The 24,731-nt window shown below is 44.8% G+C and carries 28 protein-coding genes; 10 read left to right on the forward strand and 18 right to left on the reverse strand.

All coding sequences use genetic code 11. The features are described 5' to 3' along the window. Nucleotides 1–20 precede the first annotated feature (20 nt). The 4 genes from K7G75_RS02265 to K7G75_RS02280 all read right to left on the reverse strand — a co-directional run bounded on the left by K7G75_RS02265 (nucleotide 21) and on the right by K7G75_RS02280 (nucleotide 3,884). A complete protein-coding gene (locus tag K7G75_RS02265) occupies nucleotides 21–1,271 on the reverse strand; it encodes an MFS transporter (protein WP_222982334.1) in 1,251 nt (416 codons plus the stop codon). 5 nt (nucleotides 1,272–1,276) lie between these two features. Further along, on the reverse strand, nucleotides 1,277–2,965 hold the full coding sequence (gene recJ, locus K7G75_RS02270) for a single-stranded-DNA-specific exonuclease RecJ (protein ID WP_222983438.1): 1,689 nt from the start codon (nucleotides 2,963–2,965) through the stop codon (nucleotides 1,277–1,279). Between the two features lie 48 nt (nucleotides 2,966–3,013). Beyond that, nucleotides 3,014–3,367: a four helix bundle protein gene (locus tag K7G75_RS02275; RefSeq protein ID WP_222982337.1), complete on the reverse strand. Its 354-nt coding sequence runs from the start codon at nucleotides 3,365–3,367 to the stop codon at nucleotides 3,014–3,016. An 88-nt stretch (nucleotides 3,368–3,455) separates the two neighbouring features. Continuing rightward, nucleotides 3,456–3,884 carry an OsmC family protein gene (locus K7G75_RS02280; RefSeq protein WP_222982339.1) on the reverse strand — a complete coding sequence of 143 codons (429 nt, stop codon included), beginning with the start codon at nucleotides 3,882–3,884 and terminating at the stop codon, nucleotides 3,456–3,458. Between the two features lie 48 nt (nucleotides 3,885–3,932). On the opposite strand from K7G75_RS02280, the gene K7G75_RS02285 reads away from it, so the two are divergent. The 3 genes from K7G75_RS02285 (at nucleotide 3,933) to K7G75_RS02295 (ending at nucleotide 6,187) form a co-directional block, all read left to right on the forward strand. Continuing rightward, the gene (locus K7G75_RS02285; RefSeq protein ID WP_222982342.1) at nucleotides 3,933–4,535 is read left to right on the forward strand and encodes a carboxymuconolactone decarboxylase family protein; all 603 of its coding nucleotides are present in this window, start codon (nucleotides 3,933–3,935) and stop codon (nucleotides 4,533–4,535) included. A gap of 410 nt (nucleotides 4,536–4,945) precedes the next feature. After that, the gene (locus K7G75_RS02290; protein WP_222982343.1) at nucleotides 4,946–5,533 is read left to right on the forward strand and encodes a DinB family protein; all 588 of its coding nucleotides are present in this window, start codon (nucleotides 4,946–4,948) and stop codon (nucleotides 5,531–5,533) included. A gap of 69 nt (nucleotides 5,534–5,602) precedes the next feature. Next, on the forward strand, nucleotides 5,603–6,187 hold the full coding sequence (locus K7G75_RS02295) for a Crp/Fnr family transcriptional regulator (protein WP_222982344.1): 585 nt from the start codon (nucleotides 5,603–5,605) through the stop codon (nucleotides 6,185–6,187). On the opposite strand, the gene K7G75_RS02300 is transcribed toward K7G75_RS02295, so the two are convergent. From K7G75_RS02300 to K7G75_RS02340, 9 genes are all read right to left on the reverse strand, one after another. Next, nucleotides 6,184–6,759, reverse strand: coding sequence for a uracil-DNA glycosylase family protein (locus tag K7G75_RS02300; protein ID WP_222982345.1), 576 nt, complete (start codon nucleotides 6,757–6,759; stop codon nucleotides 6,184–6,186). The two genes, K7G75_RS02295 and K7G75_RS02300, sit on opposite strands and share 4 nt — an antisense overlap. A 92-nt stretch (nucleotides 6,760–6,851) precedes the next feature. Then, nucleotides 6,852–7,325 carry a YHS domain-containing (seleno)protein gene (locus tag K7G75_RS02305; protein WP_222982346.1) on the reverse strand — a complete coding sequence of 158 codons (474 nt, stop codon included), beginning with the start codon at nucleotides 7,323–7,325 and terminating at the stop codon, nucleotides 6,852–6,854. A gap of 25 nt (nucleotides 7,326–7,350) precedes the next feature. Then, on the reverse strand, nucleotides 7,351–7,701 hold the full coding sequence (locus tag K7G75_RS02310; RefSeq protein ID WP_222982347.1) for an SPW repeat domain-containing protein: 351 nt from the start codon (nucleotides 7,699–7,701) through the stop codon (nucleotides 7,351–7,353). A gap of 9 nt (nucleotides 7,702–7,710) precedes the next feature. Further along, entirely contained in the window at nucleotides 7,711–8,061 is a 351-nt protein-coding gene (locus tag K7G75_RS02315; RefSeq protein WP_222982348.1) for a hypothetical protein, read from the reverse strand. A 79-nt stretch (nucleotides 8,062–8,140) separates the two neighbouring features. Continuing rightward, nucleotides 8,141–9,208: a helix-turn-helix transcriptional regulator gene (locus K7G75_RS02320; protein WP_222982350.1), complete on the reverse strand. Its 1,068-nt coding sequence runs from the start codon at nucleotides 9,206–9,208 to the stop codon at nucleotides 8,141–8,143. A 78-nt stretch (nucleotides 9,209–9,286) separates the two neighbouring features. Next, nucleotides 9,287–10,405 carry a DUF819 family protein gene (locus K7G75_RS02325; RefSeq protein WP_222982354.1) on the reverse strand — a complete coding sequence of 373 codons (1,119 nt, stop codon included), beginning with the start codon at nucleotides 10,403–10,405 and terminating at the stop codon, nucleotides 9,287–9,289. Further along, a complete protein-coding gene (locus K7G75_RS02330; protein ID WP_222982356.1) occupies nucleotides 10,402–11,445 on the reverse strand; it encodes a succinylglutamate desuccinylase/aspartoacylase family protein in 1,044 nt (347 codons plus the stop codon). The genes K7G75_RS02325 and K7G75_RS02330 overlap by 4 nt, the downstream gene beginning before the upstream one ends. Before the next feature lie 30 nt (nucleotides 11,446–11,475). Then, nucleotides 11,476–12,147 carry a 16S rRNA (cytidine(1402)-2'-O)-methyltransferase gene (gene rsmI, locus K7G75_RS02335; RefSeq protein WP_222982358.1) on the reverse strand — a complete coding sequence of 224 codons (672 nt, stop codon included), beginning with the start codon at nucleotides 12,145–12,147 and terminating at the stop codon, nucleotides 11,476–11,478. 43 nt (nucleotides 12,148–12,190) lie between these two features. Further along, nucleotides 12,191–12,862: a hypothetical protein gene (locus K7G75_RS02340; protein WP_222982360.1), complete on the reverse strand. Its 672-nt coding sequence runs from the start codon at nucleotides 12,860–12,862 to the stop codon at nucleotides 12,191–12,193. A 157-nt stretch (nucleotides 12,863–13,019) separates the two neighbouring features. Here K7G75_RS02340 and K7G75_RS02345 point away from each other — a divergent pair, with 157 nt between their 5' ends. From K7G75_RS02345 to arfB, 7 genes are all read left to right on the forward strand, one after another. Further along, a complete protein-coding gene (locus K7G75_RS02345; RefSeq protein WP_222982362.1) occupies nucleotides 13,020–13,664 on the forward strand; it encodes a thymidine kinase in 645 nt (214 codons plus the stop codon). Continuing rightward, nucleotides 13,657–14,766, forward strand: a complete 1,110-nt coding sequence (gene alr / locus K7G75_RS02350; RefSeq protein ID WP_222982364.1) for an alanine racemase — start codon at nucleotides 13,657–13,659, stop codon at nucleotides 14,764–14,766. Before K7G75_RS02345 ends, alr begins: the two co-directional genes overlap by 8 nt. A 76-nt stretch (nucleotides 14,767–14,842) precedes the next feature. Beyond that, a complete protein-coding gene (gene mscL, locus K7G75_RS02355) occupies nucleotides 14,843–15,244 on the forward strand; it encodes a large-conductance mechanosensitive channel protein MscL (RefSeq protein ID WP_222982366.1) in 402 nt (133 codons plus the stop codon). 180 nt (nucleotides 15,245–15,424) lie between these two features. After that, nucleotides 15,425–16,438, forward strand: a complete 1,014-nt coding sequence (locus tag K7G75_RS02360; RefSeq protein WP_222982368.1) for an aspartate-semialdehyde dehydrogenase — start codon at nucleotides 15,425–15,427, stop codon at nucleotides 16,436–16,438. 75 nt (nucleotides 16,439–16,513) lie between these two features. Next, nucleotides 16,514–18,667 (forward strand): prolyl oligopeptidase family serine peptidase, encoded by a 2,154-nt coding sequence (locus K7G75_RS02365; protein ID WP_222982371.1) that lies wholly within the window; start codon nucleotides 16,514–16,516, stop codon nucleotides 18,665–18,667. A gap of 42 nt (nucleotides 18,668–18,709) precedes the next feature. Continuing rightward, nucleotides 18,710–19,705 carry an ABC transporter ATP-binding protein gene (locus tag K7G75_RS02370; RefSeq protein ID WP_222982373.1) on the forward strand — a complete coding sequence of 332 codons (996 nt, stop codon included), beginning with the start codon at nucleotides 18,710–18,712 and terminating at the stop codon, nucleotides 19,703–19,705. Continuing rightward, entirely contained in the window at nucleotides 19,683–20,087 is a 405-nt protein-coding gene (gene arfB, locus K7G75_RS02375) for an alternative ribosome rescue aminoacyl-tRNA hydrolase ArfB (RefSeq protein ID WP_222982375.1), read from the forward strand. Before K7G75_RS02370 ends, arfB begins: the two co-directional genes overlap by 23 nt. Before the next feature lie 3 nt (nucleotides 20,088–20,090). On the opposite strand, the gene K7G75_RS02380 is transcribed toward arfB, so the two are convergent. The 5 genes from K7G75_RS02380 to K7G75_RS02400 form a co-directional block, all read right to left on the reverse strand. Then, complete coding sequence (locus tag K7G75_RS02380; RefSeq protein ID WP_262420224.1) at nucleotides 20,091–20,465, reverse strand: GreA/GreB family elongation factor; 375 nt, start codon at nucleotides 20,463–20,465, stop codon at nucleotides 20,091–20,093. A gap of 68 nt (nucleotides 20,466–20,533) precedes the next feature. Continuing rightward, a complete protein-coding gene (locus K7G75_RS02385; RefSeq protein WP_222982385.1) occupies nucleotides 20,534–21,649 on the reverse strand; it encodes an NAD(P)/FAD-dependent oxidoreductase in 1,116 nt (371 codons plus the stop codon). A gap of 32 nt (nucleotides 21,650–21,681) precedes the next feature. After that, entirely contained in the window at nucleotides 21,682–23,034 is a 1,353-nt protein-coding gene (gene accC, locus K7G75_RS02390; protein WP_222982388.1) for an acetyl-CoA carboxylase biotin carboxylase subunit, read from the reverse strand. A gap of 75 nt (nucleotides 23,035–23,109) precedes the next feature. Continuing rightward, nucleotides 23,110–23,598, reverse strand: a complete 489-nt coding sequence (accB, locus tag K7G75_RS02395; protein WP_222982390.1) for an acetyl-CoA carboxylase biotin carboxyl carrier protein — start codon at nucleotides 23,596–23,598, stop codon at nucleotides 23,110–23,112. A gap of 21 nt (nucleotides 23,599–23,619) precedes the next feature. After that, nucleotides 23,620–24,618 carry a beta-ketoacyl-ACP synthase III gene (locus tag K7G75_RS02400; protein WP_222982392.1) on the reverse strand — a complete coding sequence of 333 codons (999 nt, stop codon included), beginning with the start codon at nucleotides 24,616–24,618 and terminating at the stop codon, nucleotides 23,620–23,622. Between the last annotated feature and the right edge of the window lie 113 nt (nucleotides 24,619–24,731).

Consider the following 24,731-nt stretch of genomic DNA (forward strand, 5'->3'; position numbering starts at 1 on the left):
ATTCTTGCTGAAATTCGGGCTTAATCCTGATCGTCCACATCTTTTGACAAATCCAACCGTCTAAATGCAGGAGATGCCAAGGCCGTTGTGCCAACGGTCAATAAGGTCATGATGCCGCCGAAGACCACAGCTTGGACCGTGCCCAAAAGCTTGGCGGCCAATCCACTCTCAAATGCGCCAAGTTCATTGGATGATCCCACAAAAATGGAATTTACCGAGGCTACCCTGCCACGCATATTGTCAGGGGTCTTCAATTGCAATATGGTTTGGCGAATGATCATGGAAACACCGTCAACGGCACCACTAAGGAACAGGGCCAACACTGAAAGCCAAAACAGTTCGGAAATCCCGAAAACGATAATGCACACTCCAAAGCCAAATACCGCCCAGAGTAATTTTTTGCCTGCATTTTTGTGCAGGGGAAACCTGGTAGAGCCCAACATGGTGATGGATGCCCCCACTGCTGGCGCAGCCCGTAATATGCCAAACCCTTCGGAGCCTACATGAAGAATATCCTGTGCATAAATTGGCAGGAGAGCCACGGCTCCGCCAAAAAGGACGGCAATCATATCCAGCGTCAATGCGCCCAAAATGGCCTTGTTGCCAAACACAAACCGGAGGCCATCCCTTAAACTTTGGAATACAGGCTCACCTATCTTAGGGTTTAAAATAGGTTTGGGCGGAATCTTCAGCAAAAACAGAAGCGCAAGTACTGAAAAGGCAAAAATGACGCACATGGACCAATGGATACCAATCCAACTAATGGAAAAACCAGCCACCGCAGGGCCCAAAACGGAAGCGAGCTGCCAAGTGGAACTACTCCAAGTGGCCGCGTTGGGATAGATTTTTTTGGGGACTATCAACGCAATCAATGAAAAGATTGTGGGCCCAATAAAGGCACGGACCAAACCGCCCAAAAAAACCAAAAAATAGATTGTATAAAGAATTTTGTCTTGTTCCAACGCTGCCTCCAGCTTGGGATGGCTTACCAAAAACAATCCAAGACTGATCACGGAAAAGCCAAGAATGCATTTGATCAAAAGGTTCCTTTTTTCCTTTTGATCTACAACATGGCCGGCAAAAAGCGCCATGCCCACAGCGGGAATCACTTCCATCAATCCGATAATGCCCAAGGACAAGGGATCTTTGGTAAGGGAATACACCTGCCATTCAATTACGATGAACTGCATGGACCATGCAAAGACCATGGCAAAACGGACCGCTAAAAAAATGTTGAATTCTTTAAAGCGAAGAGCGGCGTAGGGATCCATAAAGTTTAGCGAAGGTCTTTCAGTTTTAGTTGAAGGCTCACGGTGCCGTTCCATTCATTTTCATCCAGTGAAAATACGACATCGAACTTGCTTTTGTTCTTTACCAGGTTTAGTTTATGGCCCAAATTGAAACCGATGCCTCCGAAAACAGGGGACCCTTTTTGGTAAACCGAAAGCTTCAGGTGCTTTTCGTCTTCCCCAACACCTCGTGCATAGCCCGTATCCTGAACGCCTTCGGCCATGAAGACCGGGGTCATGTTCCCGGGGCCAAACGGAGCAAACTGGTTCAATATGCGCATCAATTTCGGGGTTATTTCATTCAAATCCATTTTTGCGTCAATGCTCATGTCTGGTTTTAACAAATTAGGATCTATGCTGCTGGAAACCACTTTTTCAAACTGTTGTTTGAATGTTAGGTACTGCTCTTCCAGCATGGTAAGCCCGGCGGCGTACTTATGCCCTCCAAATTGCTCCAAACAATCCGCGCATTCTTCCAACGCATTATAAATATCAAATCCTTTTACAGATCGTGCTGAAGCCGCGAGTCTGTCCCCGCTTTTGGTAAAGACCAATGTGGGGCGATAATGCGTCTCTGTCAACCTGGATGCCACAATGCCAATGACGCCTTTGTGCCAGTTTTCATTGTAGACCACTGAGGTATAGCGTTCCTCTTCTTGGTTATCCTTAATTTGCTTCAAAGCTTCCTCGGTAATCTCTTGGTCCAAATTTCTCCGTTCCGCATTGAAGGCTTCTATCTCCAGGGCAAACTGTTGGGCTGTGGAATCATCAACCTCCGTTAAGAGATTGACAGCGTGTTCCGCATGCTTCATTCGACCGGCGGCGTTAATTCTGGGTGCCAGGATAAAAACCACGTCGGAGACAGTTATTGCCTTCTTTTTAATCTGTCCCAATATTGCCTTGATACCTGGGCGTGGGTCTGTGTTGATAACCTTAAGGCCATAATGTGTCAAGATTCTGTTTTCCCCGGTTATTGGGACAATATCCGCGGCTATCGCCGTTGCCACGAGGTCAAGATAGGGAACCACGGACTCCAATGTGCCGCCCCACGTTGTGCTCAGGGCCTGGATAAGTTTGAAACCGACCCCACAACCACAGAGTTCTTTGTAAGGATAGGGGCAATCATCTTGTTTGGGATCCAAAACCGCCACAGCGTCGGGTAGAATATTTCCTGGACGGTGATGGTCGCAAATTATAAAATCAATCCCTTTATCCTTTGCATATTTTATCTGCTGCACAGCTTTGATGCCGCAATCCAAAGCAATGATTAGGGAGAAGTCGTTATCCGATGCAAAATCGATTCCATTAATGGAAATTCCGTACCCTTCAGCATAACGGTCTGGAATGTAGGTGGCCACATTGGGATATCTTTCCCTCAAAAATGAGGACATCAGGGCCACTGCTGTGGTGCCGTCCACATCGTAGTCCCCATACACCAAAATGTTTTCGCCATTCGCCATGGCCAATTCAATCCGAGTGACGGCCTTTTGCATATCCTTCATCAAAAAGGGGTCGTGCAATTCAGTAAGCTGTGGCCTAAAAAACCGCTTGGCCTCACTGTAATTGGTTATGCCCCGCTGAAGTAAAAGATGGGCTATTATGGGTTCAACTTTCAATTCCCCTGATAGCTTTTTTATTTCATTTGGGTCTGGCTTGGGTTTAATGGTCCAACGCATTTTTATAATGTTCAAGGGTTAAGTTCAATTCAAAGTTCAAGTTCAGGTTCAGGACTGCTTTTTTCGAATTATTGCGGAAATGATTTTAATCAATTGTTCTATTTCATCCAAAAGAAAATCTCTTGTTTGCTCACCGCCATAATCTATCTTGCCCATAATTCTAAGATTTACCCTGGACTCCTTCAGCTCTTTTAGGGTTGTGGAAGCTTTATGGCGATAATCTTTGCTGGTAAGGGCGCCTTGGGCCTCTCCAAAATTTAAAGCTGCGCTTCCCCCAGAACGAAGCAACTGGTTACCATAATATTGCCCTGTAAAATCCCTTGGAAGATCTTTACAAAAGATGGCGATGTTAGCAGCTAGTTCAACGAATCTGTCCTCCAAATCAAATTTTCTCTGTATCATGTTATTGCATGTTTTTGATTTGAGGTTGACCAAAATGTTTTGTTCCTATCTTATACTTGAACTTAAATCTTGTGATTGGACTTACGTGTCATCTATGATGAAAAAATGTCTGAATCTCTAGTTCGGCAAATCTCCGAAACATCTCCATGACACCACAATATTTTTCCACCGACAAATCCACTGCCCGTTGCAACTTGTCCTCTTTTAAATTGGACCCATGAAAATGGTATTCAATGGTAACCCTATCATAATACTTGGGGTGCTCATCGGTTAAATTGGCCACAGTTTCTATGCTAAAGTCATCCACTTCCAGTTTCATCTTCTTTATCAACGATGCCACGTCGAGTCCCGAACAGCCTGCCAATGCCGATAGCATCAATGCCTTAGGCCGCAAACCAGAGCCTTCTCCTCCATCCTCGGGCGCTGCATCGATTCGCAAAGTATGGTTTGATGGATTGGTGCTCTCAAAAGCCATCTCTCCCAACCACTTGGTGGTCACATGATTTGTATTTGCCATAATTTTTGTTTCTTGTGAAAGCTAAAAATACAATAAAATAGACCCACAATGGCATTAGTGAAACCCCTTGACCCGAATCATGATGTAGAGACCAAAAAACTGGCAGAATTCTTTAATGAAACCCTGGGTTTTTGTCCAAATTCGGTATTGACCATGCAGCATCGTCCTGCGATTTCCAAAGCTTTCATTAACCTGAACAAAGCAGTGATGGCCAATGAAGGCCGTGTTACTTCTGCATTAAAAAGAATGATTGCCTGGGTTAGCAGCAATGCCACAGGGTGCAGGTATTGCCAGGCACACGCCATCCGGGCTGCGGAACGCTACGGTGCGGAACAAGAGCAACTGGACCATATTTGGGAGTACACGACACATCCGGCTTTTTCCGAAGCGGAACGGGCCGCTCTGGATTTTTCACTGGCGGCCTCACAAGTGCCAAATGCCGTGAACGCCGAAATAAAGGAACGGCTTTACCAATATTGGAACGAAGGGGAGATTGTGGAAATGTTGGGGGTAATCTCATTGTTTGGGTATTTAAATCGTTGGAACGACTCCATGGGCACTTCCATTGAGGATGGCGCTGTGGAAAGTGCCGAGCAATATTTGGCCAAAACGGGATGGGAAAAAGGGAAACACGATGGGTCTAGGTATTAGATTCTAGAAGATAGACCGCTGCGTTTTTAGATTAATTTTTTTGGCATCACTCCATCATATTGTAACTATCATAGTCGCTGTGCATTCTTTAATAATAGATAATAAATATTATTTATTATATTTGCATAGATAAAAACTATGGAGATGTTATTTCATTTCAAAAACCCCCCAAAGTTTAAAGGAAAGTATTCTTTCAACATTACTTTAGTAATTGTTTTCTTTCTTGTATTTCTAACATTAGCAGTATTTTTTTTGATTGCTTTCTTTTCTAGTCAAATCGCTTCAATAATAGCGGCTGTTTAATACTAAATAAGCGAAAAAAGCTTATTACAAGCAGCATTTATTGATCTGAATCAATCTTTATCCGTGATCAATACCAGAACTTTGCTGTAATCAAAAAACGAACGGTCATGGCAAGCTTAATTGTTTCTCCCGAAAATCAAATTCAAAGGCTAAATGCGGTTCTTGCCGAAGTGGAGCAACTTCAAAAACTTGATCTGCAAACTTTGTCCACTCCGCCAGGGCCAAAATCATGGAGCATCGTTGAAGTACTTGAACACTTGAATGTTGCTTATGGATTATATCGACAAAAACTAGATCAGCTTCTTAAAGATGCTCCCGAGATCCAAAAGGATTCCAATACATTCAAAGTAAGAACTTGGCAGAAAATGATCATCAACATACAGCGTCCAAAAGGCGGTGTGCGAAAATGGAAAATGAAGACCTTGAAACGTTTTGAGCCCCTTTTGAACAGACAAGGTTTGGATGAAAAAACAGTTGCAGGAATCTTTATCAGTTTTTTTGATGCCCATTTGCATTTGAAGGACTGTATTTTGCAAAGCAGGGGGAAAGATGTGTCCCAACAACAGGTTACCTCGGCCATAGGCCCCCTGGTAAAGTTTTATCCGCCGGAGGCTTTTGAGTTTTTGTTAAGTCATTTGGAACGGCATATGGCCCAAATCGACGAAATCTTGCAAAAGAAGGAGGTAAGCGCATAAAGGGGTCTGTCGATTTTTACCAACTCCCTTTATTCTGTATTTTTAGGCCTCATTGATTCCTTAGATCAAATGGACGAAGAGGCCTACCAAAAGCTAAAAGTGTTGTTTTCTGATGTTTCCCTTTCCCAAAAGGAAGAAGAACATTTTAGGTCCCTTTGGTCAATCAAAAAATACAATCAATATGATCTGATTACCGAGGCGGGCAGTACGGAACGCTATTTTTATGTTGTGCTCACGGGTGTTCAGGCCATTTATGTCTTGAATGAAAAGGGAGAAAAAGTGGTGCTTGGTTTTTCCTATTCCGGTAGTCCTTCGGGTGCTTTTGATTCCTTTATGCTACAAAAACCTTCGGATACCTTTTTAGAAGCTCTGAAACCATCAGAAATGCTGGCCATCAACCTTCAGGATTATTTGTCGCTTTTTCAGAAATATCCTGATTTTTATATCTGGGGGAACAACTTTTTTCAAACTATTCTGTTCGGCCGTCTAAGTCGTGAGGTAGAGCTGCTGACACTCTCCGCAGAACAGCGCTACAAGGCTTTTATGCAGCGTTGCCCAGATGAGCTCAAGGTGATTCCGCAAAAATACTTGGCCTCATATCTGAATATGAAGCCTGAGACCTTCAGTAGGTTAAGGAGTTCCGTAATGTATTAGGATCCTAGATATTTGGAGATCTCAGTTTTCAATTCTGGTAACACTTCGCTTTCAAACCAAGGGTTCTTGCTCAGCCAAAATCGGTTTCTGGGTGACGGGTGTGGCAAAACGAAATATTTGGGAAGATAGTCCCTATAGTTTTTAACCGTCTCCGTCAAATTCCTATTCCGCTGCTCTTTTAGATAATACAGTTGTGAATGTTGTCCAATTAAAATGATCAATCCAGTCTTTGGCATGAGATTCAAAAGCGATTGGTGCCATTTGGGAGCACATTCGGGCCTTGGTGGCAGGTCACCAGACTTTCCCTTTCCTGGGTAACAGAATCCCATGGGCATCTGGGCAATCCTGGTTTCGTCGTAGAACGTCTCGTTCGACACGCCCATCCAACTGCGAAGTTGTTTTCCGCTTGGGTCGTCCCAAGGTATGCCCGTTCCATGTACTTTGGTACCCGGAGCATGGCCTATGATCAAAATCTTGGCGCTTGGGTTCGCGGCCACTATCGGCCTTGGGCCCAGTGGTAAATGGTGCGAACAAACAGTGCAATTTCTAATCTGTGAAAGTAGTTCCTTCATCCCGTATCATTATTTGAAAAATAACAAGAAATACCCTAACGGATCACCATTAGGGTATTTTCATCACACAATCAATCAGAAAAAATCGAAATTTAGTTGTGGGTCTTCTTCAACTTTTCCCAGTTGGAGTTGGCTTTCTTCACAAGTCCATTATGATTGTTCTCCGCCAACCATAGCTGTTGGGCATCGAGCTCCAGGTTGTAGAGGTACAAAAAGTATTTTCCATCTTTTACAATGAACTTGTTGGGGTCTGGCCTAAACTTTGCTCCAGCATAGACACCAAATGCGCAGTAGCCTCCATATTCTGGCAAATACCTGCCCGGATTTTTGTCAAACTTTGCTTTCTGCTCTGCATTGGTGAAGTAGTAAACCACCTTGTCATGTTCAGATTTGAATTCTTTGACACCTTTCTGTGCAATGCCCAGATCAAGATAGGATACCGGACTGTAGCCTTGGAGGGCAATATTGCTATTATCGATGTTGTTTGCCTTATTGTCTTGGGAAAAGGCTGTACTTGCAGTGATTACTGCAAAAATAAATAGTGATATGTTCTTTAAAGTATTCATTATTTGTGTTTTAAATTGTTTCGAATTATTTGCTTGCGCTGAGTGAGACCACCAGAAAAACGACAGTCGCGTTGAACCAATAGTAGACGGCATCAATACCTGTGAAGCCAAAAACAAAAGGAACAATCATAAAGGTTACTGCAACCGCCAGGTCTATGGCCAAGTGCCCTTGAAAAGGAATTATTTTCAGAAGACTTAGCTTATAGTCGGTCAATAAGCTGGCTCCAAAAACCGCCAATCCGGTGAAAAAGGAAAACCAGATGGCCATTGCCGAGGATTCTCCCAAATTAAGTAAAAAGGGGGCGACCACAAGGCCCAGTCCCGCTGAATAATCGGCCACGCCATGAAGTGTTGGTGTAATAAACCTAAGTTTCATTGGAGCGGTTTAGGCGTTAAAGTATTCCTCGTGTATCACTTGGCCCTGGTCATTCCAGATTCTCCTGATGACCTCATGCCAGTAGACCTTGCTGTCATCCTTCATCAAAAAGTCAAAGGTGAATTCTGAAGCGGAGACATTGCCATCCACCAAGGTCCTGTGCAGTTCAATGCCGTTTACCTTGGCTATGGCATCCAAAAAGCCCTTCATTTTTTCCACCATCTGCGCTTTGCCTGCGGTGGTCACGTTGTTGTAGTCCGAAGTATTTGCGTTTTGGGCAAAGTACTTCTCAACAGCATCAACAATTGCACCTTGTGCAACCATGCTGTCCATTTCTGTAGCTTGGGTTCTAATATCCATTTGCTATGCTTTTACTGATTAAACAATAGTTTTACTTGTAATTACACGGCAAATTTCCTGCTACTTTAAAAGCTGGTCGCTACAAAAAAAGCGCGTTTTCTTGTACTTTTTCCATTTTGAATTCGGTTGGGTTTACCCCGGTCTGATGTTTGAAGAACGTAGAAAAATGATTGGGCTCCTCAAATCCCAAATGAATCGCGACGTCCTTTATTGGGATGTCTTTTTCCAAAAGTTGTTTTGAGGTCTTGAGCACCTCATTGCGAATGAGTCTTCCGAGGGACTCGTTCATACGTTCCTTGGTCTTTTTGGCAAGTGCTTTCACGGACAGGTGCATTTTATCGGCGTAAAAAGCCAATGATCTTTCTTGTTGATGATATTTTTGAACGAGGTTCACAATGTCCTCCACGAATGTGTCTTTCCTTTCAAAATCAAAATTTTCCCGAAACTGGGTGGGACTGTACCCCGTGCTGTTTTTGAAAACCCTATTGAAATACGCTGGGTCCTTAAAGCCCATTTCATGGGACACCTCTTGTATGCTCTTATGGGTAAATACCACCTCCTTCTTGCTCTCGACCAATCTTTTTTCGCCCAACATGGCTTTTACAGTTACACCAACCTTGTTCTTGAACAGGGATTGCGCACGATTTCCTGTTTCATGGAACAATATGGTAAAATCTTGGTTGGTCAAATGGTTTGGGTACTCCCTGTCAATGATTTCCTTGATATCGAAAATGGCCTCATATTCATCCCTGCTGGAATTGAATGGATTTAGCGAGAACCACTGTTTTAAGGATGCATTTATGATTGCTTTGCTGTTTTCTTCAAAAATCGTTTTGGCAAGAAACTTTTGGCAGTCCGAACATGCTCTAAAATCGATATGCCCCAAAGAGATCAGATGTTTGAACAATACCCGCACATCCTTATCCTCAAAAACCTCACTATTTGGAAATTCCAGGGTTCCCACCTCAAAATCGTTGGAGAGAAACTTGATATACTGGCCCTTTTCCAAAAAAATGATCTTATCCATCCAATCCGTGTAGTTCTTAAAATCGACTTGGATAGATCCGCGTCCAGAGATTATATGGAACAGCGTGTGTTTGGTTATAAAATGGACTTTGTTGATTTCTGGATTGAATTTCCGGAACATGGTTCATCAACTTTTATGAATTGTCGGAAATTGGTTGTTTTTCTGACTTATTTGCCAAAGAAAATTTATCCCCAGAAATTAACGTATAAGGTGGATTGTGATCATACCCCAAAAAGTTCCTGTTGCCATACTCAAAATAGCAAGTATTATGGCATGGGGCATCCAGTTTTTTCTATAGGCAGCCGTAACGGCCGGTGCTGTTGCTATGCCTCCCACGTTGGCCATGCTTGCAATGGGAACCCAGGCCATGTTCACATTCATCAGTTTTGCAGCAAACACCATGAACAGGAAGTGTCCTAGCAGCCAAATAACTAGGAACCCGAAAAAGGACGGGTCAAAACCAAACAGGTCAAAACGAAGCTTTAATCCCAAAATTGCCATGACCACGAGGATCAGAATGCCTCCCATTTTAAGGGAAAAACGGAAGTTCCATCGTGGCAAAAAATTTCCCACAACTAATCCTAGCAGGGAAAGCACGACCACTTTGGCAACGAAAGTTTCGAACAACAGATGCGTTGCAAGCACAAAGGCTAAGAGCATCAAAAGGGTAAACCACTTCGGCATGGGTTCATGTTGTGCCTCTCGGATGGTTTCCGGGAGTAGACGATCTGTTATACCCAGAGCCGAATTCAGAGAGTCGCTCCTCTTAATGGTCTGGAACATGAGAATGGTCCATACGTTCACCAAAATATTGTCCATCACCAATATGGAAAGAAAAATGCCCTCTGGACATTCCACCAATTCCTTGAGCACCAATTGACTTGTACTGCCTCCAATCCAGCTTCCCACGATGGGGGGTATCCCTTTCCAGAACCCATTGGTGTAAAGGGTTGTTTCCACCAACTCGGTTTCACTGAAGAAGGTGATGAAGGCCGCAGGAAAAAGTGCTATGAACAATGACCCCGCCAGGAAAAGCAAAATAGGCCTATAGCCAATGGCCTTCAATTGCGCCAAGGAAAGACTTGCCATGACAGCAACAATGGTAAGCGGGATGAAGAAGTCCTTGCTGACATCATGTATGGATGCCTGAGAAAAATCCAGATCAAGCACATGTGACAAAATGGATGGGATTATGTAGCACAAGAGAATGGAAGGAATCCATTCAAAAATGGTTTTGATCAACTTGTTTTCCAGGCGGTCCAAAAGATAGATTGCCGCAACGGTTATGACAGTGATGCCCCATGGAAGCCAACTCATGGTTTCTCTAAAATTCCGAGGTGCAGGATTCTTCCGCCCGAGATGCTTACTGGGTTTGTACTCTTTCCAATTACGACACCATCCTCTGGAGCATAGTATGTTTTGATTATGGCTCCAAAAGAATCAAAGAGGACCGCTATTGGTTCGTCCTTTCCAATTTGCTGGTTCAATTCCGGCAAAACGTCCAAATAACCCCCTCGGTCTGTGTATACCCAATACGATTTTTTGCATACATTCCTTGTGGGGGGAATTTCGACCTTTCCATCAATAAACTTGAGCCAAATCAAAAGATTCTGAATCCCATTGACACCACGCTCTATAAATTCCTTTTGGAAAACCTGGGGGTTGCCATACTCCATGGTAATGCTTTTTACCCCGTTCTGGATGGCAAAAGCGCGCATCGTCAGCCCCGTGGCTTCGCCAAAACTTGCCTCCCCCTTATTGGATACGATGATGTCCGGTTGCAGTATTCGAAGCATGGTGGCCAAGGTATCATCATCCATGTTGCCCCGACCGTAAAGGCTGTTCACACGGCCAAAGCTCGCCGTATGCAGGTCAATATGGTAATTAAAGAGCGGGATAATTTTTTTTCCGATTTGAAAAGCCATCTGTTGGGAACGATTGCCCTTTTCCTTTCCAGGAAATAGTCGGTTTAGATCCTGCTGGTCTACAAATTCACGTTGTTGCCTTCCGATGGCCAAGGGATTCAATCCAGGAATCGCAATGATCGTTCCTTTCATTTTTGAAGCATCAATCCTGGAAAACACCTTATGGATAATCGCAATGCCGTTTAGCTCATTGCCATGGATTGCGGCCGTGAGTCCAAGTACCTGTCCTTTTTCAGTGCCCTTGGCAATCAAAACAGGAACCTGAATGGGTTCGTTGAAATTGTCCTCTCCCAACTTCAGCCAAACCTTGTGGGTTTTTCCCGTCTCAAAAATGGACAATACAAGCGTATCCAAAACCGGAATGGGGGTGGTTTGGGCACAAACCCCCATGGAAACAACAAAAAAGAAACATGGAAGCACCCAGGTTTTCATTGTTTCAAAATTTGATGCTAAAGATAGTTTTTATTTTTTCCCACCCACAACAAGGACAAACTCGCCTTTGGGCGGATTCTGAGAAAAGTGTTCCAGCAGCTGGGCCGAAGTTCCCCGAAGGGTCTCTTCATAGAGTTTGGTGAGTTCCCTGGAAATGGAAATGGGTCTATCCTCTCCAAAATACTCCACAAACTGGGTCAGGGTTTTGATCAATTTGTGAGGCGATTCGTAGAAAATCATGGTACGGGTTTCCCCTGATAGCTCCTGCAATCGGGTTTGTCGACCTTTCTTCAATGGCAAAAATCCCTCAAAAACAAAACGGTCGTTGGGCAGGCCACTGTTCACCAATGCTGGCACAAATGCAGTAGCGCCTGGAAGGCACTCCACATCAATATCGTGTTCCACACAAGCTCTGGTAAGCAAAAAACCTGGGTCCGAAATAGCTGGAGTACCTGCATCGGATATTAGTGCCATCTGAAAATCACCCTTTAATTTTTGAATCAAGCCATCCAATTGCCTGTGCTCGTTGTGCATGTGATGGCTCTGCAGGGGAGTGCCTATATCAAAATGTTTGAGAAGTTTGCCACTGGTGCGGGTATCCTCCGCCAAGATCAAGTCAACTTCGCCGAGGACTTTAATGGCCCTTAGGGTCATGTCGTTAAGATTTCCGATTGGTGTTGGCACCAAAAAAAGCTTTCCCATGGGCCAAAGTTACACCTTACATCCTAAAGAAACTTGGAAAAATCTAGGCAAACCTGCGGGATACCAGAGCCAATAAACGCGTCTCGTACTCTTCCTTACCTTCCCAATTATTGTATTCGGGCTTTACCATGTTCTTGATAAAGGCAATGGAGCGTTCTTCCGTGTCTATGGTGTTCAGTTGGGATAGTACACGATCGTAGTCCTCCATGTTCTGGTTGAACAAATGTTTCACAAAGGCCAATTTATCGTTCAATCCTATCTGTAATTCGTTTGCAAAGCTGTCATTTATGGATTTCAATTTTCCGGTACTGTCGGTAGGGCCAAGATTGTCCCTGTCATTTTTCATGTAATCGGGTTTGGCAACAAACTCCGTGAAAATATGTTCCAGGGCTTTTTCAGTGGGCATTTCCGATACCATATCCTTTATGGTGTCCATTCCCGGGGTTATGATGTCCTCTTCATGGGGATTGTTTTCTGGAACGGCCATATTGCCACTGAGCACCGCATGGGCCATTTTTTCAAATCTACTGGCTATCACATTTTTGGATACATCCACCTCAACATCGCTCAGCTTTTCATCTATGAACTTGAGTACCGCCAACTTTTCGTAAATCTCCTTGGCCTGGTCATACAGTTGTGTTAGGTCCCTATCTTCCCTCGTCGTTATTATCTCGGTTGACAGTTTAATCAACTCTTCCCTTAACTTCCTGATCATCGCTATACTTCTTTACCATAAAAATATAACCATTTTGTGGTTAGCCATACGAACAAAAGGTTAAATTTTGATACAAAAGCTAGGCGGTTTTTTTTAGTAGCTTTGTGCTTTGCCAGAACCAGGACAAAAACCGCCAAATTTCTGTAACAATTGCAATATGTTTCTTGAGAACACGGTCAACCCCAAAGAACAGTTCGGATGGATAGAGGTCATCTGCGGTTCCATGTTTTCTGGAAAGACGGAGGAACTTATCCGCAGGTTGAAACGGGCACAATTCGCCAAGCAAAAAGTGGAGATTTTTAAACCCATTGTGGACACTCGTTATAACGAAGAAATGGTGGTTTCGCACGATGCCAATGAAATTCGTTCCACACCCGTGCCGGCCGCGGCCAATATTAGATTGTTGGCGGATGACTGTGACGTAGTGGGAATTGACGAAGCCCAATTTTTTGACGATGAGATCGTAACGGTTTGCAATGACCTGGCCAATAAAGGGGTACGGGTAGTGGTGGCCGGGCTGGACATGGATTTCAAGGGCAATCCCTTTGGGCCCATGCCCGCACTCATGGCAACAGCGGAATATGTGACCAAAGTGCATGCGGTTTGCACCCGAACTGGAAATTTGGCCAACTACAGTTTTCGAAAGTCCAAGGACAACAAGCTGGTGCTCCTGGGAGAGACCGAGGAATATGAACCGCTCAGCAGGGCGGCTTTTTACAAGGCGATGCTCAAGGAAAGAATTAATCAATTGGATGTGGAGGCAGAAGAAATACAGGTAAAAAAGAAAATGGCCAATGAATAGAATTGGTGAGACCACCCTGGAAATTGACCTAAACGCCCTGGCGCATAACTATGCCTACCTGAAATCCAAGACCTTGCCAGAAACCAAGTTCCTAGCCGTGGTCAAGGCCTTTGCCTATGGCAGTGATATGGTCGCGGTCGCCAAAAAATTAGAAAACTTAGGAGTCGACTATTTTGCCGTGGCCTATGCCAAAGAAGGTGTTTTGCTGCGCGATTCGGGCATTGAAAGACCCATATTGGTATTGCATCCGCAACCTGCCCATTTGGACTGCATCATTGAGCGCTGTCTGGAACCCAGCCTGTACTCCACCAATGTATTTGGTCAATTTTTAAAAACAGCCCAGGAAAAGAAGCAACATGCCTATCCCGTGCACATCAAGTTCAACACAGGGCTCAACCGGCTTGGGTTCAGGGAGGAAGACGTTGAATTCATTTTGAAACAATTGTGGCAACACAATGAAATCAAGATCAAATCCATTTTTTCCCATTTGGCGGCTTCAGAAGACCTGAATGAACAAGAATTCAGCAAAAACCAAATCGCCACTTTCGAAAATATTTCATCCCTCCTAATTGAAAAACTTGGTTATAGCCCTTTGCGACATATCCTAAACACTTCCGGTATTTTGAACTACCCGCAAGCCCAATTTGAAATGGTGCGAAGCGGCATCGGGCTGTACGGATATGGAAATGATGCGGAAGCGGATGCCAAATTAAAGCCGATCGCCACCCTAAAAACCATTATTTCACAAATTCATAAAATCAAACCAGATGAAACGGTGGGATACAATCGAGCCTTTAAATCGGATGTGCCAAAAACTACGGCTACGCTTCCGCTGGGACATGCCGATGGTATTGGCAGGCAGTATGGCAACGGAAAGGGATATATAATGATCAATGGAAAAAAGGCCCCCATTATTGGCAACGTATGCATGGACATGATTATGGTGGATGTGGACGGTATTGATTGCAAAGAGGGTGATGAGGCACTCGTCTTCGGTCCAAAAAAATCAGCAGAGGCATTTGCGTCGGGCGCAAATACCATCTCTTATGAACTGCTCACGGCCATCTCACAACGTGTGAAGCGTGTAGTGATCGGAGCGTGATTTTGTCTGTTTTTTGCGCAAGCTATATTTTTTTTGATTATTTTGTTTTTCTATTAACCAATACCTTAACTATAACATGGGATTTTTAAAAGAGTTTAAAGACTTTGCGATGAAAGGAAACCTGGTGGACATCGCCGTAGGTTTCGTTATGGGTGCCGCCTTCAACAAAGTGGTGTCCTCTTTCACCGGGGGAATAGTTTCCCCATTGATCGGCCTTTTGTTCAATGCCGATTTCAACGATTTAAAATATGTAATCAGCGAGGGAACCGTGAATGATGCCGGAGAAAAGGTGGGAGAAATAGCCGTTATGTACGGTGAGTTCCTTACCAACGTAATCGACTTCTTGATTGTGGCCTTTGTCATGTTTGTCGTTGTAAAAGCTGTCAACAAGATGAAAAAGCCTGAAGAACCAGCTGCTCCTGCCGGACCTACCGCAGAAGAATTGCTTGCAGAGATTCGGGATGCACTGAAGAAATAAGATTTGATTTCCCATTGATTTGGGAAACCGCTACACCACAGTAACCCAAAACCGTCAGCGTGCTTCGCAACACGTTGGCGGTTGTTTTATTTATAACATTTTGTTAAATAATGATTACAAACCATATTTGGTCTTGTATAAATGATAGTCTGATTTACCTTTGCCCCAAGAATTAAAAAGATGAAAGTAGCAGTTGTAGGTGCCACCGGCATGGTAGGCGAAGTTATGTTGGCGGTTTTGGCGGAGCGCGATTTCCCAATATCGGAGTTGATATTGGTGGCCTCCGAACGTTCAGTTGGCAAAAAGTTGGTTTATCAGGACAAGGAATATACCATCGTCGGTCTTGAAGATGCCGTTGCCTCCCGACCTGATATTGCCATTTTCTCGGCGGGAGGGGATACTTCCTTGGAATGGGCTCCACGATTTGCCGAAGTTGGCACCACGGTCATCGACAATTCTTCCGCATGGCGCATGGACCCGACCAAAAAATTGGTTGTCCCCGAAATCAATGCCCATGTCCTTGCCCCGGAAGACAAGATTATAGCCAATCCCAATTGTTCCACCATTCAATTGGTCATGGCCCTGAATCCCTTGCACAAAAAATATAGAATGAAACGTGTGGTGGTCTCTACCTATCAATCCGTATCCGGAACCGGGGTAAAGGCTGTCCAACAAATGGAAAATGAAGCAGCGGGCATCAAGGGGGAGATGGCCTACCCCTATCCCATCAACCGAAATGCATTGCCCCATTGTGACGTGTTTCTGGAAAACGGCTACACCAAAGAAGAAATGAAACTGGCCCGTGAGCCGCAAAAAATATTGGACGACCGTACTTTTTCCGTAACTGCAACGGCTGTTCGGATTCCCACCGCCGGAGGGCATTCAGAATCCGTGAATGTGGAATTTCACCAGGATTTTGAGCTGTCAGAAATCCGAAAGTTATTGAATGAAACCCCGGGCGTAGTGGTACAGGACAATCCGGACACCAACACCTACCCAATGCCCATCTATGCCAATGGAAGGGACGAGGTGTTCGTGGGCCGTATCCGCAGGGATGAGACCCAGCGAAATAGCCTCAACATGTGGATTGTGTCGGACAACCTTCGCAAAGGCGCAGCTACCAACGCCGTTCAAATTGCGGAATACTTAGTGGAGCACAACTTGGTCTCTCCAACCACGGGCGCAATTTCATAAAATAAGTTAAAGACATTTCAGCGGCATCAGGATTGGTGGTTTTTGTGGTATTTTTATCGGAATCAATCCGAAAACATGCAAAAACCATATTTTATTGTCACAGTTTTTTTACTCGTGGCCTGTGAAACGGCTACACAAAGAGAGCCTATTATCGTGAACTATCCCCCAACTGAAAAAGTTGACACGGTGGACACCTATTTCGGAACCGAAGTAAAGGACCCCTACCGTTGGCTGGAAGATGACCGGAGTGAAGCAACCGAAGCTTGGGTAAAGCAGCAAAATATGACCACCTTTGGGTATTTGGAAAAGATTCCTTTTCGCCAAGACCTAAAAAACCGATTGGAAAAGCTTTGGAACTATGAAAAATTGGGCTCCCCGTTCAAAGAAGGGGATTACACCTATTTCTATAAAAACAACGGACTCCAAGACCAATATGTGGTTTATCGCAAAAAAGAAGGGGGAGAAGAGGAAGTGTTTCTTGACCCCAACACCTTTTCCGAAGATGGTACAACCTCACTTATGGGCCTGAGTTTTACCAAGGATGGTTCCAAGGCGGCCTATCTTATCTCCGAAGGAGGTAGCGACTGGCGCAAGGGCATTGTCATCAATACAGAAACCATTGAGGTCGTGGAGGACACCTTGGTCGACATCAAGTTCAGTGGAATTGCCTGGAAAGGGAACGATGGTTTCTTCTACTCTAGTTATGACAAACCCGACGGCAGCGAACTTTCTGCCAAAACAGACCAACACAAGCTGTATTATCATAAATTAGGAACTCCCCAGTCGGAAGATGAATTGATTTTTGGTGGAATCCCTAGCGAGAAACATCGTTATGTCTGGGGCTCGGTATCCGAAGATGAACGTTACTTGTTTATCCAGGCCGCTGTATCTACTTCTGGAAACAAATTGTTTATGAAGGACCTATCGGTTCCCGATGCCCAATTGATCACTATTTTGGATGATACATCTTCCGACACTTACTATATTGATAACGATGGGCCACAATTATTTTTGGTTACCAACTTAAATGCGCCCAATAAAAAGATAGTAACGGTCGATGCATCCAATCCTATCCCAGAACATTGGAGCGACATAATCCCCGAAACCGAAAACGTGCTGACCGCTGGCGCTGGTGGTGGGTATTTCTTTGCCGAGTATATGGTCGATGCCATCTCCAAAGTGTTTCAATACGATTATCAGGGCAAGTTGCTCCGGGAGGTTGAACTGCCCGGTGTGGGTAGTGCCAACGGCTTTGGTGGCAAAAAAGAAGAAAAAGAGTTCTATTTTTCCTTTACCAACTATAATACCCCAGGTTCATCCTATAAATTTAATGTGGAGACGGGCGAATATGAACAATATTGGAAGCCCGAAATCGACTTTGATCCTGATGATTATGAGTCCACTCAGGTGTTTTATACCTCTAAGGATGGGACAAAAGTGCCCATGATCATCACCCATAAAAAAGGCTTGGAACTTAACGGAAAAAACCCCACCATACTTTACGGGTACGGCGGATTCAACATTAGCCTAACCCCCTCTTTCAGCATAGTGAACGCGGTTTGGATGGAACAGGGCGGTGTTTATGCGGTGCCCAACCTTCGTGGGGGTGGGGAATATGGTAAAAAATGGCACCTTGCCGGAACCAAACTTCAAAAACAGAACGTTTTCGACGATTTTATTGCCGCTGCGGAATACTTGATCGAGAACAAATATACGTCCAAGGAATACTTGGCCATTCGTGGGGGATCCAACGGAGGGCTTTTGGTGGGGGCCACCATGACCCAAAGACCTGATCTGATGCAGGTGGCGCTTCCCGCAGTGGGCGTGTTGGACATGTTGCGCTACCATACCTTCACGGCAGGTGCCGGGTGGGACTATGACTATGGAACCTCGGAAGAAAGTGAAGAGATGTTCAATTACCTTAAAGGATATTCCCCCGTGCACAATGTAAAGGAAGGCGTTGCCTATCCGGCAACTTTGGTCACCACGGGCGACCATGATGACCGGGTGGTTCCGGCACACAGTTTCAAGTTTGCGGCAGTGCTTCAGGAAAAGCAGGCCGGGGCAAATCCGACCCTAATCCGGATTGAAACCAAAGCTGGGCATGGTGCGGGCACCCCAGTGAGCAAAACAATAGAGCAATATGCCGATATTTTTGGGTTCACTCTGTACAACATGGGTTTTGATAAGCTTCCAAACCAGGCAGTTTTAAAGGAATTCAAGGACTGACCATGTATTTGATTCATTTATGTTCTCTCTGATAGCATCACCATGTTAAAAGTTCATGTGGACTCTTTTGGTTATGAGGGCCAGACCGTTTTGAAGGACATTTCCTTTGAAGTGCCCAAAGGGCAGCATTTGGCCATAATGGGTGAAAGCGGTTCTGGAAAAAGCACTTTGTTGAAAATCATTTACGGTCTTTTACATGTTGAAAAAGGTGCCATATTTTGGGGAAATCAAGAAGTATTGGGTCCCAACTTCAACTTGGTTCCCGGCGAATCCTACATGAAATATCTTTCCCAGGATTTTGACCTGATGCCCCATACCACCGTAGAGGAGAACATTGCCCAACATCTTTCCGTATTTGAGCAGGATGCCCATCCACAGCGGGTGGCTACCCTTTTGGAACTTATTGAAATGGAAAAATATGCACGGGTAAAGGTTAAAAAATTAAGTGGCGGTCAACAACAGCGGGTGGCCCTAGCAAGGGTCCTGGCCCAAGAGCCGGAAGTGCTTTTGTTGGATGAGCCTTTTGGACACATTGACAACTTTAAAAGAAATTCCTTGAGGCGAAACCTATTCCAATATTTGAAGGAAAAAGGGATTGCCATCATCATGGCTAGCCATGATCCCAACGATGTGCTCCCGTTTGCCGACAGAACGCTTATCCTAAAAAATGGCCTGGTCGTTGCCCAAGGGCAAACCAGGGACCTCTACTCCAATCCTCCCGATTATTATACCGCTTCTTTGTTCGGCGAGGTAAACGAAGTACCAATCAGCCTGCTTAAATCCTACGCTGCCATTGACAGATCCGTATTGGTGTATACGCATGAGTTCAAGGCTTCGGACACATCTGGAGTAAAGGTGCTAGTGGTCAGGTCCTACTTCAAGGGAAACCATTTTTTGAATGAAGGTGTTGCGGATGAGAAAACATCACTTTACTTCAATACGCCAAATGAACTGAAAGTGGGCGACACGATTTTTCTTAATGTATCTTTGGAGACCATCAATCGGCGTCTTCATATTGGAAAGAAACCAAATAATTAAGGAACTGTCTTTTAAGGCCATTCGAAGTGGTGGTGCAGGCGGTCAACATGTCAACAAGGTCTCTTCAAAAGTGGAGCTTACCTTTGACGTTGTAAATTCCGAGGGGCTTTCGGACCAAGAAAGGGAGCGCGTGCTTTTAAAACTTGAGTCCAGATTGACCCAGGATGGGGTGCTGAAGCTGCAGTGTGATGAATCCAGAAGTCAACATAAAAACAAGGGGCTTGTGACAAGTCGTTTTTTTGAGATGTTAAAGAAGTCCCTGGAGGTTCCGAAAAAGCGAAAGCGCACAAGACCTTCCAAATCGGCCATCGAAAAGCGATTGAAAACAAAAAAAATAAAGGCTTGGAAAAAAGTGGGGCGAAAACGACCTCCTTTGGAATGACCATCACATGGTATCCAAAATCGTATATTTCTTCCCATTGAATGCAAATTCCTCTCCCATTTCCTTCCCAATAAGCAACCTTGCCATCGGTGAACCTGCCGAAATGCAGTACACGTGGTTCCCATTATCAATAAAAACCTCCGAGGAAATAGCTATAAAGTAATCGGCTAGGCTGGTTTTTACCAAACTTCCCAAACTGACTTTAGTGGTGTTTGAACCAATGCCGATTCGCCGGAGTACGCTTCGTGATTTTTCAATGTCCGATAATTGCTGGGAAAGTTTTTCCTGTTCCAACTGCACCATCGCCCTGCCGGTCTCGTGCTTGTCCCCAGCACTGCTTTTGGTCTCCGAATCCAAGGATTCGCGCAGACCAGCCATTTGTTTTAAGATTCGCTGTTCTCGATTTTCGAGCTGGGACCGACAATGTTGCAACAACCTTTCCTTGTTCATGCCAAATCAGCCAGTTCCTTGCCCACCAAACTGCCCAGGGCCACTCCCATGCCCCCCAATCGAACACCGCAGAAAACCCTCTCAGAAACTTGTTTTACAATCGGCACTTTTTGTTTGCCAATACCCATGATTCCGCTCCATCGTTGGTCAATTTCTACCTTTTGGTTTGGCAAGATTACATCCTTGAGCAATTCTTCAAGTCTTTGCTGAATAAGCGGAGTCTGTCCAAAATCTGAGGTTTCCTCTCCCTTTAAATCCAAGTTACGGCCACCGCCGAACAGTATGCGATTATCTATGTTTCTGAAGTAGTAATAGCCTTCATCAAAATGAAAGGTTCCTTTTATGCTTAAATCCTTGATGGGTTTTGTGATCAAAACCTGTGCCCTTGCGGGCCGGACAGTTTCGGTTTTAAGGAGTTTTGATGCAAATCCGTTGGTGGCCACAAATACATTCCCTGTATCAAATTCAAAGTCTTTGGTAATTATAACCGCCCCTTTACCGAAATCCCGGACCGATTCCACCTCGATACCGTTCAAAACGGGTATGCCATTGAGCAAGCACGTTTGTAACAAGGCTTGCATCATCTTACCTGTATCCAATTGCCCTTCAAGCTGATGTGTGATATACTTGCCTTGAATCTTGCCAAACTGGAACCTGTTGTTGTTCAAAATGAATGGCCCCTTGCCAAAAATTGGTCCGAGCATCCGGTTCATGCCCTCCATGCCATACAAACAGGATTGGTACAATTCTGAATGCCCTTCCAAAAAGAGTTCATGTCCCCCGAGCTGTTCAAAACCAATCTCCTTATCGCCCAACAATTTCCGTAAGGCTAGAATGCCCTCCCATCGTCTGCGGACCAAGTCCACCACTTCATCTTCAGTATGTGTTTTTAAATCGGACAATAGTTCCGATATACTTCCGAAACAGGCAAAGCCTGCATTTTTGGTGCTTGCTCCCTGGGGCAGGCTGCCCCGCTCCAAAACCAGTACCTTACTTTCAGGGTGCTTTTTCTTTAATTGAAGGGCACAGGTAAGACCGACAATGCCGCTTCCAACGATGGTAAAATCGACATTGGCAAACCATGTTTTATATTCCCAATAGCTTAACTGCATAAAACAAAAGCCCCGATATCTCAGGGCTTTTTTTAGTATTGATATTTTGGGTCCATTTTAAACCCTTCCATGAACTTGGTGGTGTAGTTTCCTGCCAAATAATCTGGATGGTCCATAAGTTGTCTGTGGAACGGGATGGTGGTCTTGATTCCTTCAATAACAAATTCATCCAAGGCCCTTCGCATCTTATTGATGGCCTCCTCCCTGGTCTGAGCGGTTGTTATCAGCTTTGCGATCATGGAATCGTAGTTGGGCGGAATCATATATCCGCTGTACACGTGGGTATCAAGGCGCACGCCGTGTCCCCCAGGGGTATGCAGGGTCGTTATCTTACCTGGAGAAGGTCTAAAATCGTTGTAAGGGTCTTCCGCATTTATCCTGCACTCGATGGAATGCAGTTTTGGATAATAGTTCTTCCCTGAAATAGGCACCCCACCTGCAACCAAGATTTGTTCCCGAATCAAATCGTAATCCACTACCTGTTCGGTAATGGGGTGTTCCACCTGAATACGGGTGTTCATTTCCATGAAATAGAAATTGCGGTGTTTATCGACCAAAAACTCCACAGTCCCGGCTCCTTCATACTTGATGAATTCCGCTGCCTTGACCGCTGCTTTACCCATGGCTTCCCGAAGGGAATCGGTCATAAAGGGCGATGGGGTCTCTTCGGTCAATTTTTGGTGCCTCCGTTGCACGGAACAATCCCGCTCAGATAGGTGACAGGCTTTCCCATATTGGTCCCCCACCACTTGAATCTCGATATGGCGGGGTTCCTCAATCAATTTCTCCATGTACATACCTCCATTGCCAAATGCAGCAGTGGCTTCCTTTACGGCACTTTCAAAATTCTTTTCTATTTCATCCTCGGACCAAATGGCACGCATACCTTTTCCACCACCTCCCGCGGTGGCCTTGATCATCACGGGATAGCCCATCTTTTTGGCCTCCTTCTTGGCATGGGCCACATCCTTTAGCAGCCCGTCGGAACCGGGAACGGTGGGAACACCTGCTTTTTTCATGGTTTCCTTTGCAGTGGCCTTGTCTCCCATTTTTTCGATCTGCTCTTCGGAAGCACCTATGAATTTAATCTTGTGCTCTGCACAGATCTTTGAGAACTTGGCATTTTCGGAAAGAAACCCATACCCAGGATGAATTGCATCGGCATTTGTGATTTCGGCCGCAGCGATGATGTTTGGTATCTTTAGATAGGATTCGCTGCTGGGCGCAGGTCCAATACATACGGCTTCATCTGCAAATCGGACATGGAGACTTTCCTCGTCGGCCTTGGAATAGACCGCTACCGTTTTAATCCCCATTTCCTTACAGGTGCGTATAATCCTTAGGGCTATTTCGCCTCTGTTGGCAATCAATATTTTTTTAAACATAACACCTTTTGATTTTCAAACCCCATATTCCATTTACCGCCAACCGTGGTGGCTCTGGAACATGGGCCGTGATATTTATGATGGGTCTACCAAAAACAACGGCTGATCGAACTCTACCGGGGAAGAATCCTCTGCCAAGATCTTGACAATTTTACCGGAAACTTCCGACTCAATGTCATTGAAAAGCTTCATGGCCTCGATAACACATAGCACATCCCCTTTTCCAATGGTGCTGCCCACCTCAACAAAAGAGGGTTTATCGGGAGAAGGCTTTCTGTAAAAAGTTCCTATTATGGGAGACTTGATGGTTATATATTTTGATTCATCATCGGCCTTTTTTGGTTCTGTTGGAGCCGGTGCAGCAGGTTCCGCTGCGGTCGGCGCAGGGGCGGTTGCAACAGGTGCCTGTGGCATTGGCAGCTGTTGTACGATGGTTGTCTCAGGAGTGCTGTAGGGGGTCCCTGTTCGGATAGTGATCTTAATATCCTCCATTTCCAGCTTTACTTCACTGGCGCCCGATTTTGCAACAAACTTGATCAAGCTTTGAATTTCCTTAATATCCATGGAATGTGATTTAGTTAGTTTTTATTTTGAATTATAGGCCCATTTCAAATAAATGGCACCCCATGTAAAACCACCACCGAAGGCGGCAAAAATTAAATTATCTCCTTTTTTAAGTTGTTTTTCATAGTCGCTCAACAACAAAGGCAGTGTGGCCGAGGTGGTATTGCCATATCGGTCTATATTGATCATGACCTTTTCCGGTTCCAGTCCCATTCTCTTAGCGGTGGCGTCTATGATTCGCCTATTGGCCTGATGGGGCACCAACCACTGTACATCCTCATGGGAAAGGTTGTTGCGCTCCATGACCAGAGCGGACACATCGGCCATGTTGGAAACGGCAAACTTAAAGACAGATTTGCCATCTTGGAAAACATAGTGTTGTTTGTTCTTGACCGTTTCCTCGGATGCGGGCAAAATGGAACCCCCTGCGTCTATTTTTAGAAATTGCCTGCCGACCCCATCTGTCCTCAAATATTCATCTTGAAGGCCCAACCCCTCGTGATTGGGTTCAAAGAGCACCGCTCCAGCACCATCGCCAAAAATGATGCATGTGGTACGATCGGTGTAATCAATGATGGAAGACATTTTGTCGGCTCCTATGAGAAGAACTTTTTTGTACCTGCCGGACTCAATATAGCTTGCCGCTGTGGACATACCGTATAGAAAACTGGAACATGCCGCTTGAAGATCGTACGAAAAGGCATTTACGGCCCCAATTTCCGATGCTACGTAGGCGGCCGTGGCTGCCACAGGAAGGTCCGGTGTGGCGGTTGCCACCAAAACAAAATCAATTTCCTTGGGGTCTACACCGCTTTTTTTGATAAGATCCTCTGCTGCTTTTATGGCCAAATAGGATGTTCCGGCGTTTTCCTTTTTAAGTATCCTACGTTCCTTTATTCCCGTTCGGGTGGTGATCCATTCGTCGTTGGTGTCCACCATGGTTTCCAGCACTTTGTTGGACAGCACAAAATCTGGAACGTAGCTTCCCACAGCTGTAATCGCTGCCGTTGTTTTTTTCATACTAGCGTCTTTTTATGTCAAAAACCTTGAAATTTGACCCAAAAGCTTTGAAAAATAGTCATTTTATATGACTTTTTTATTAAAATGGCCTCGTTTTTAAAAATTAAACTTGG

Origin of the sequence: Flagellimonas meishanensis, assembly GCF_019880545.1 — a bacterium.
In the GTDB taxonomy this organism is placed as follows: domain Bacteria; phylum Bacteroidota; class Bacteroidia; order Flavobacteriales; family Flavobacteriaceae; genus Flagellimonas; species Flagellimonas meishanensis.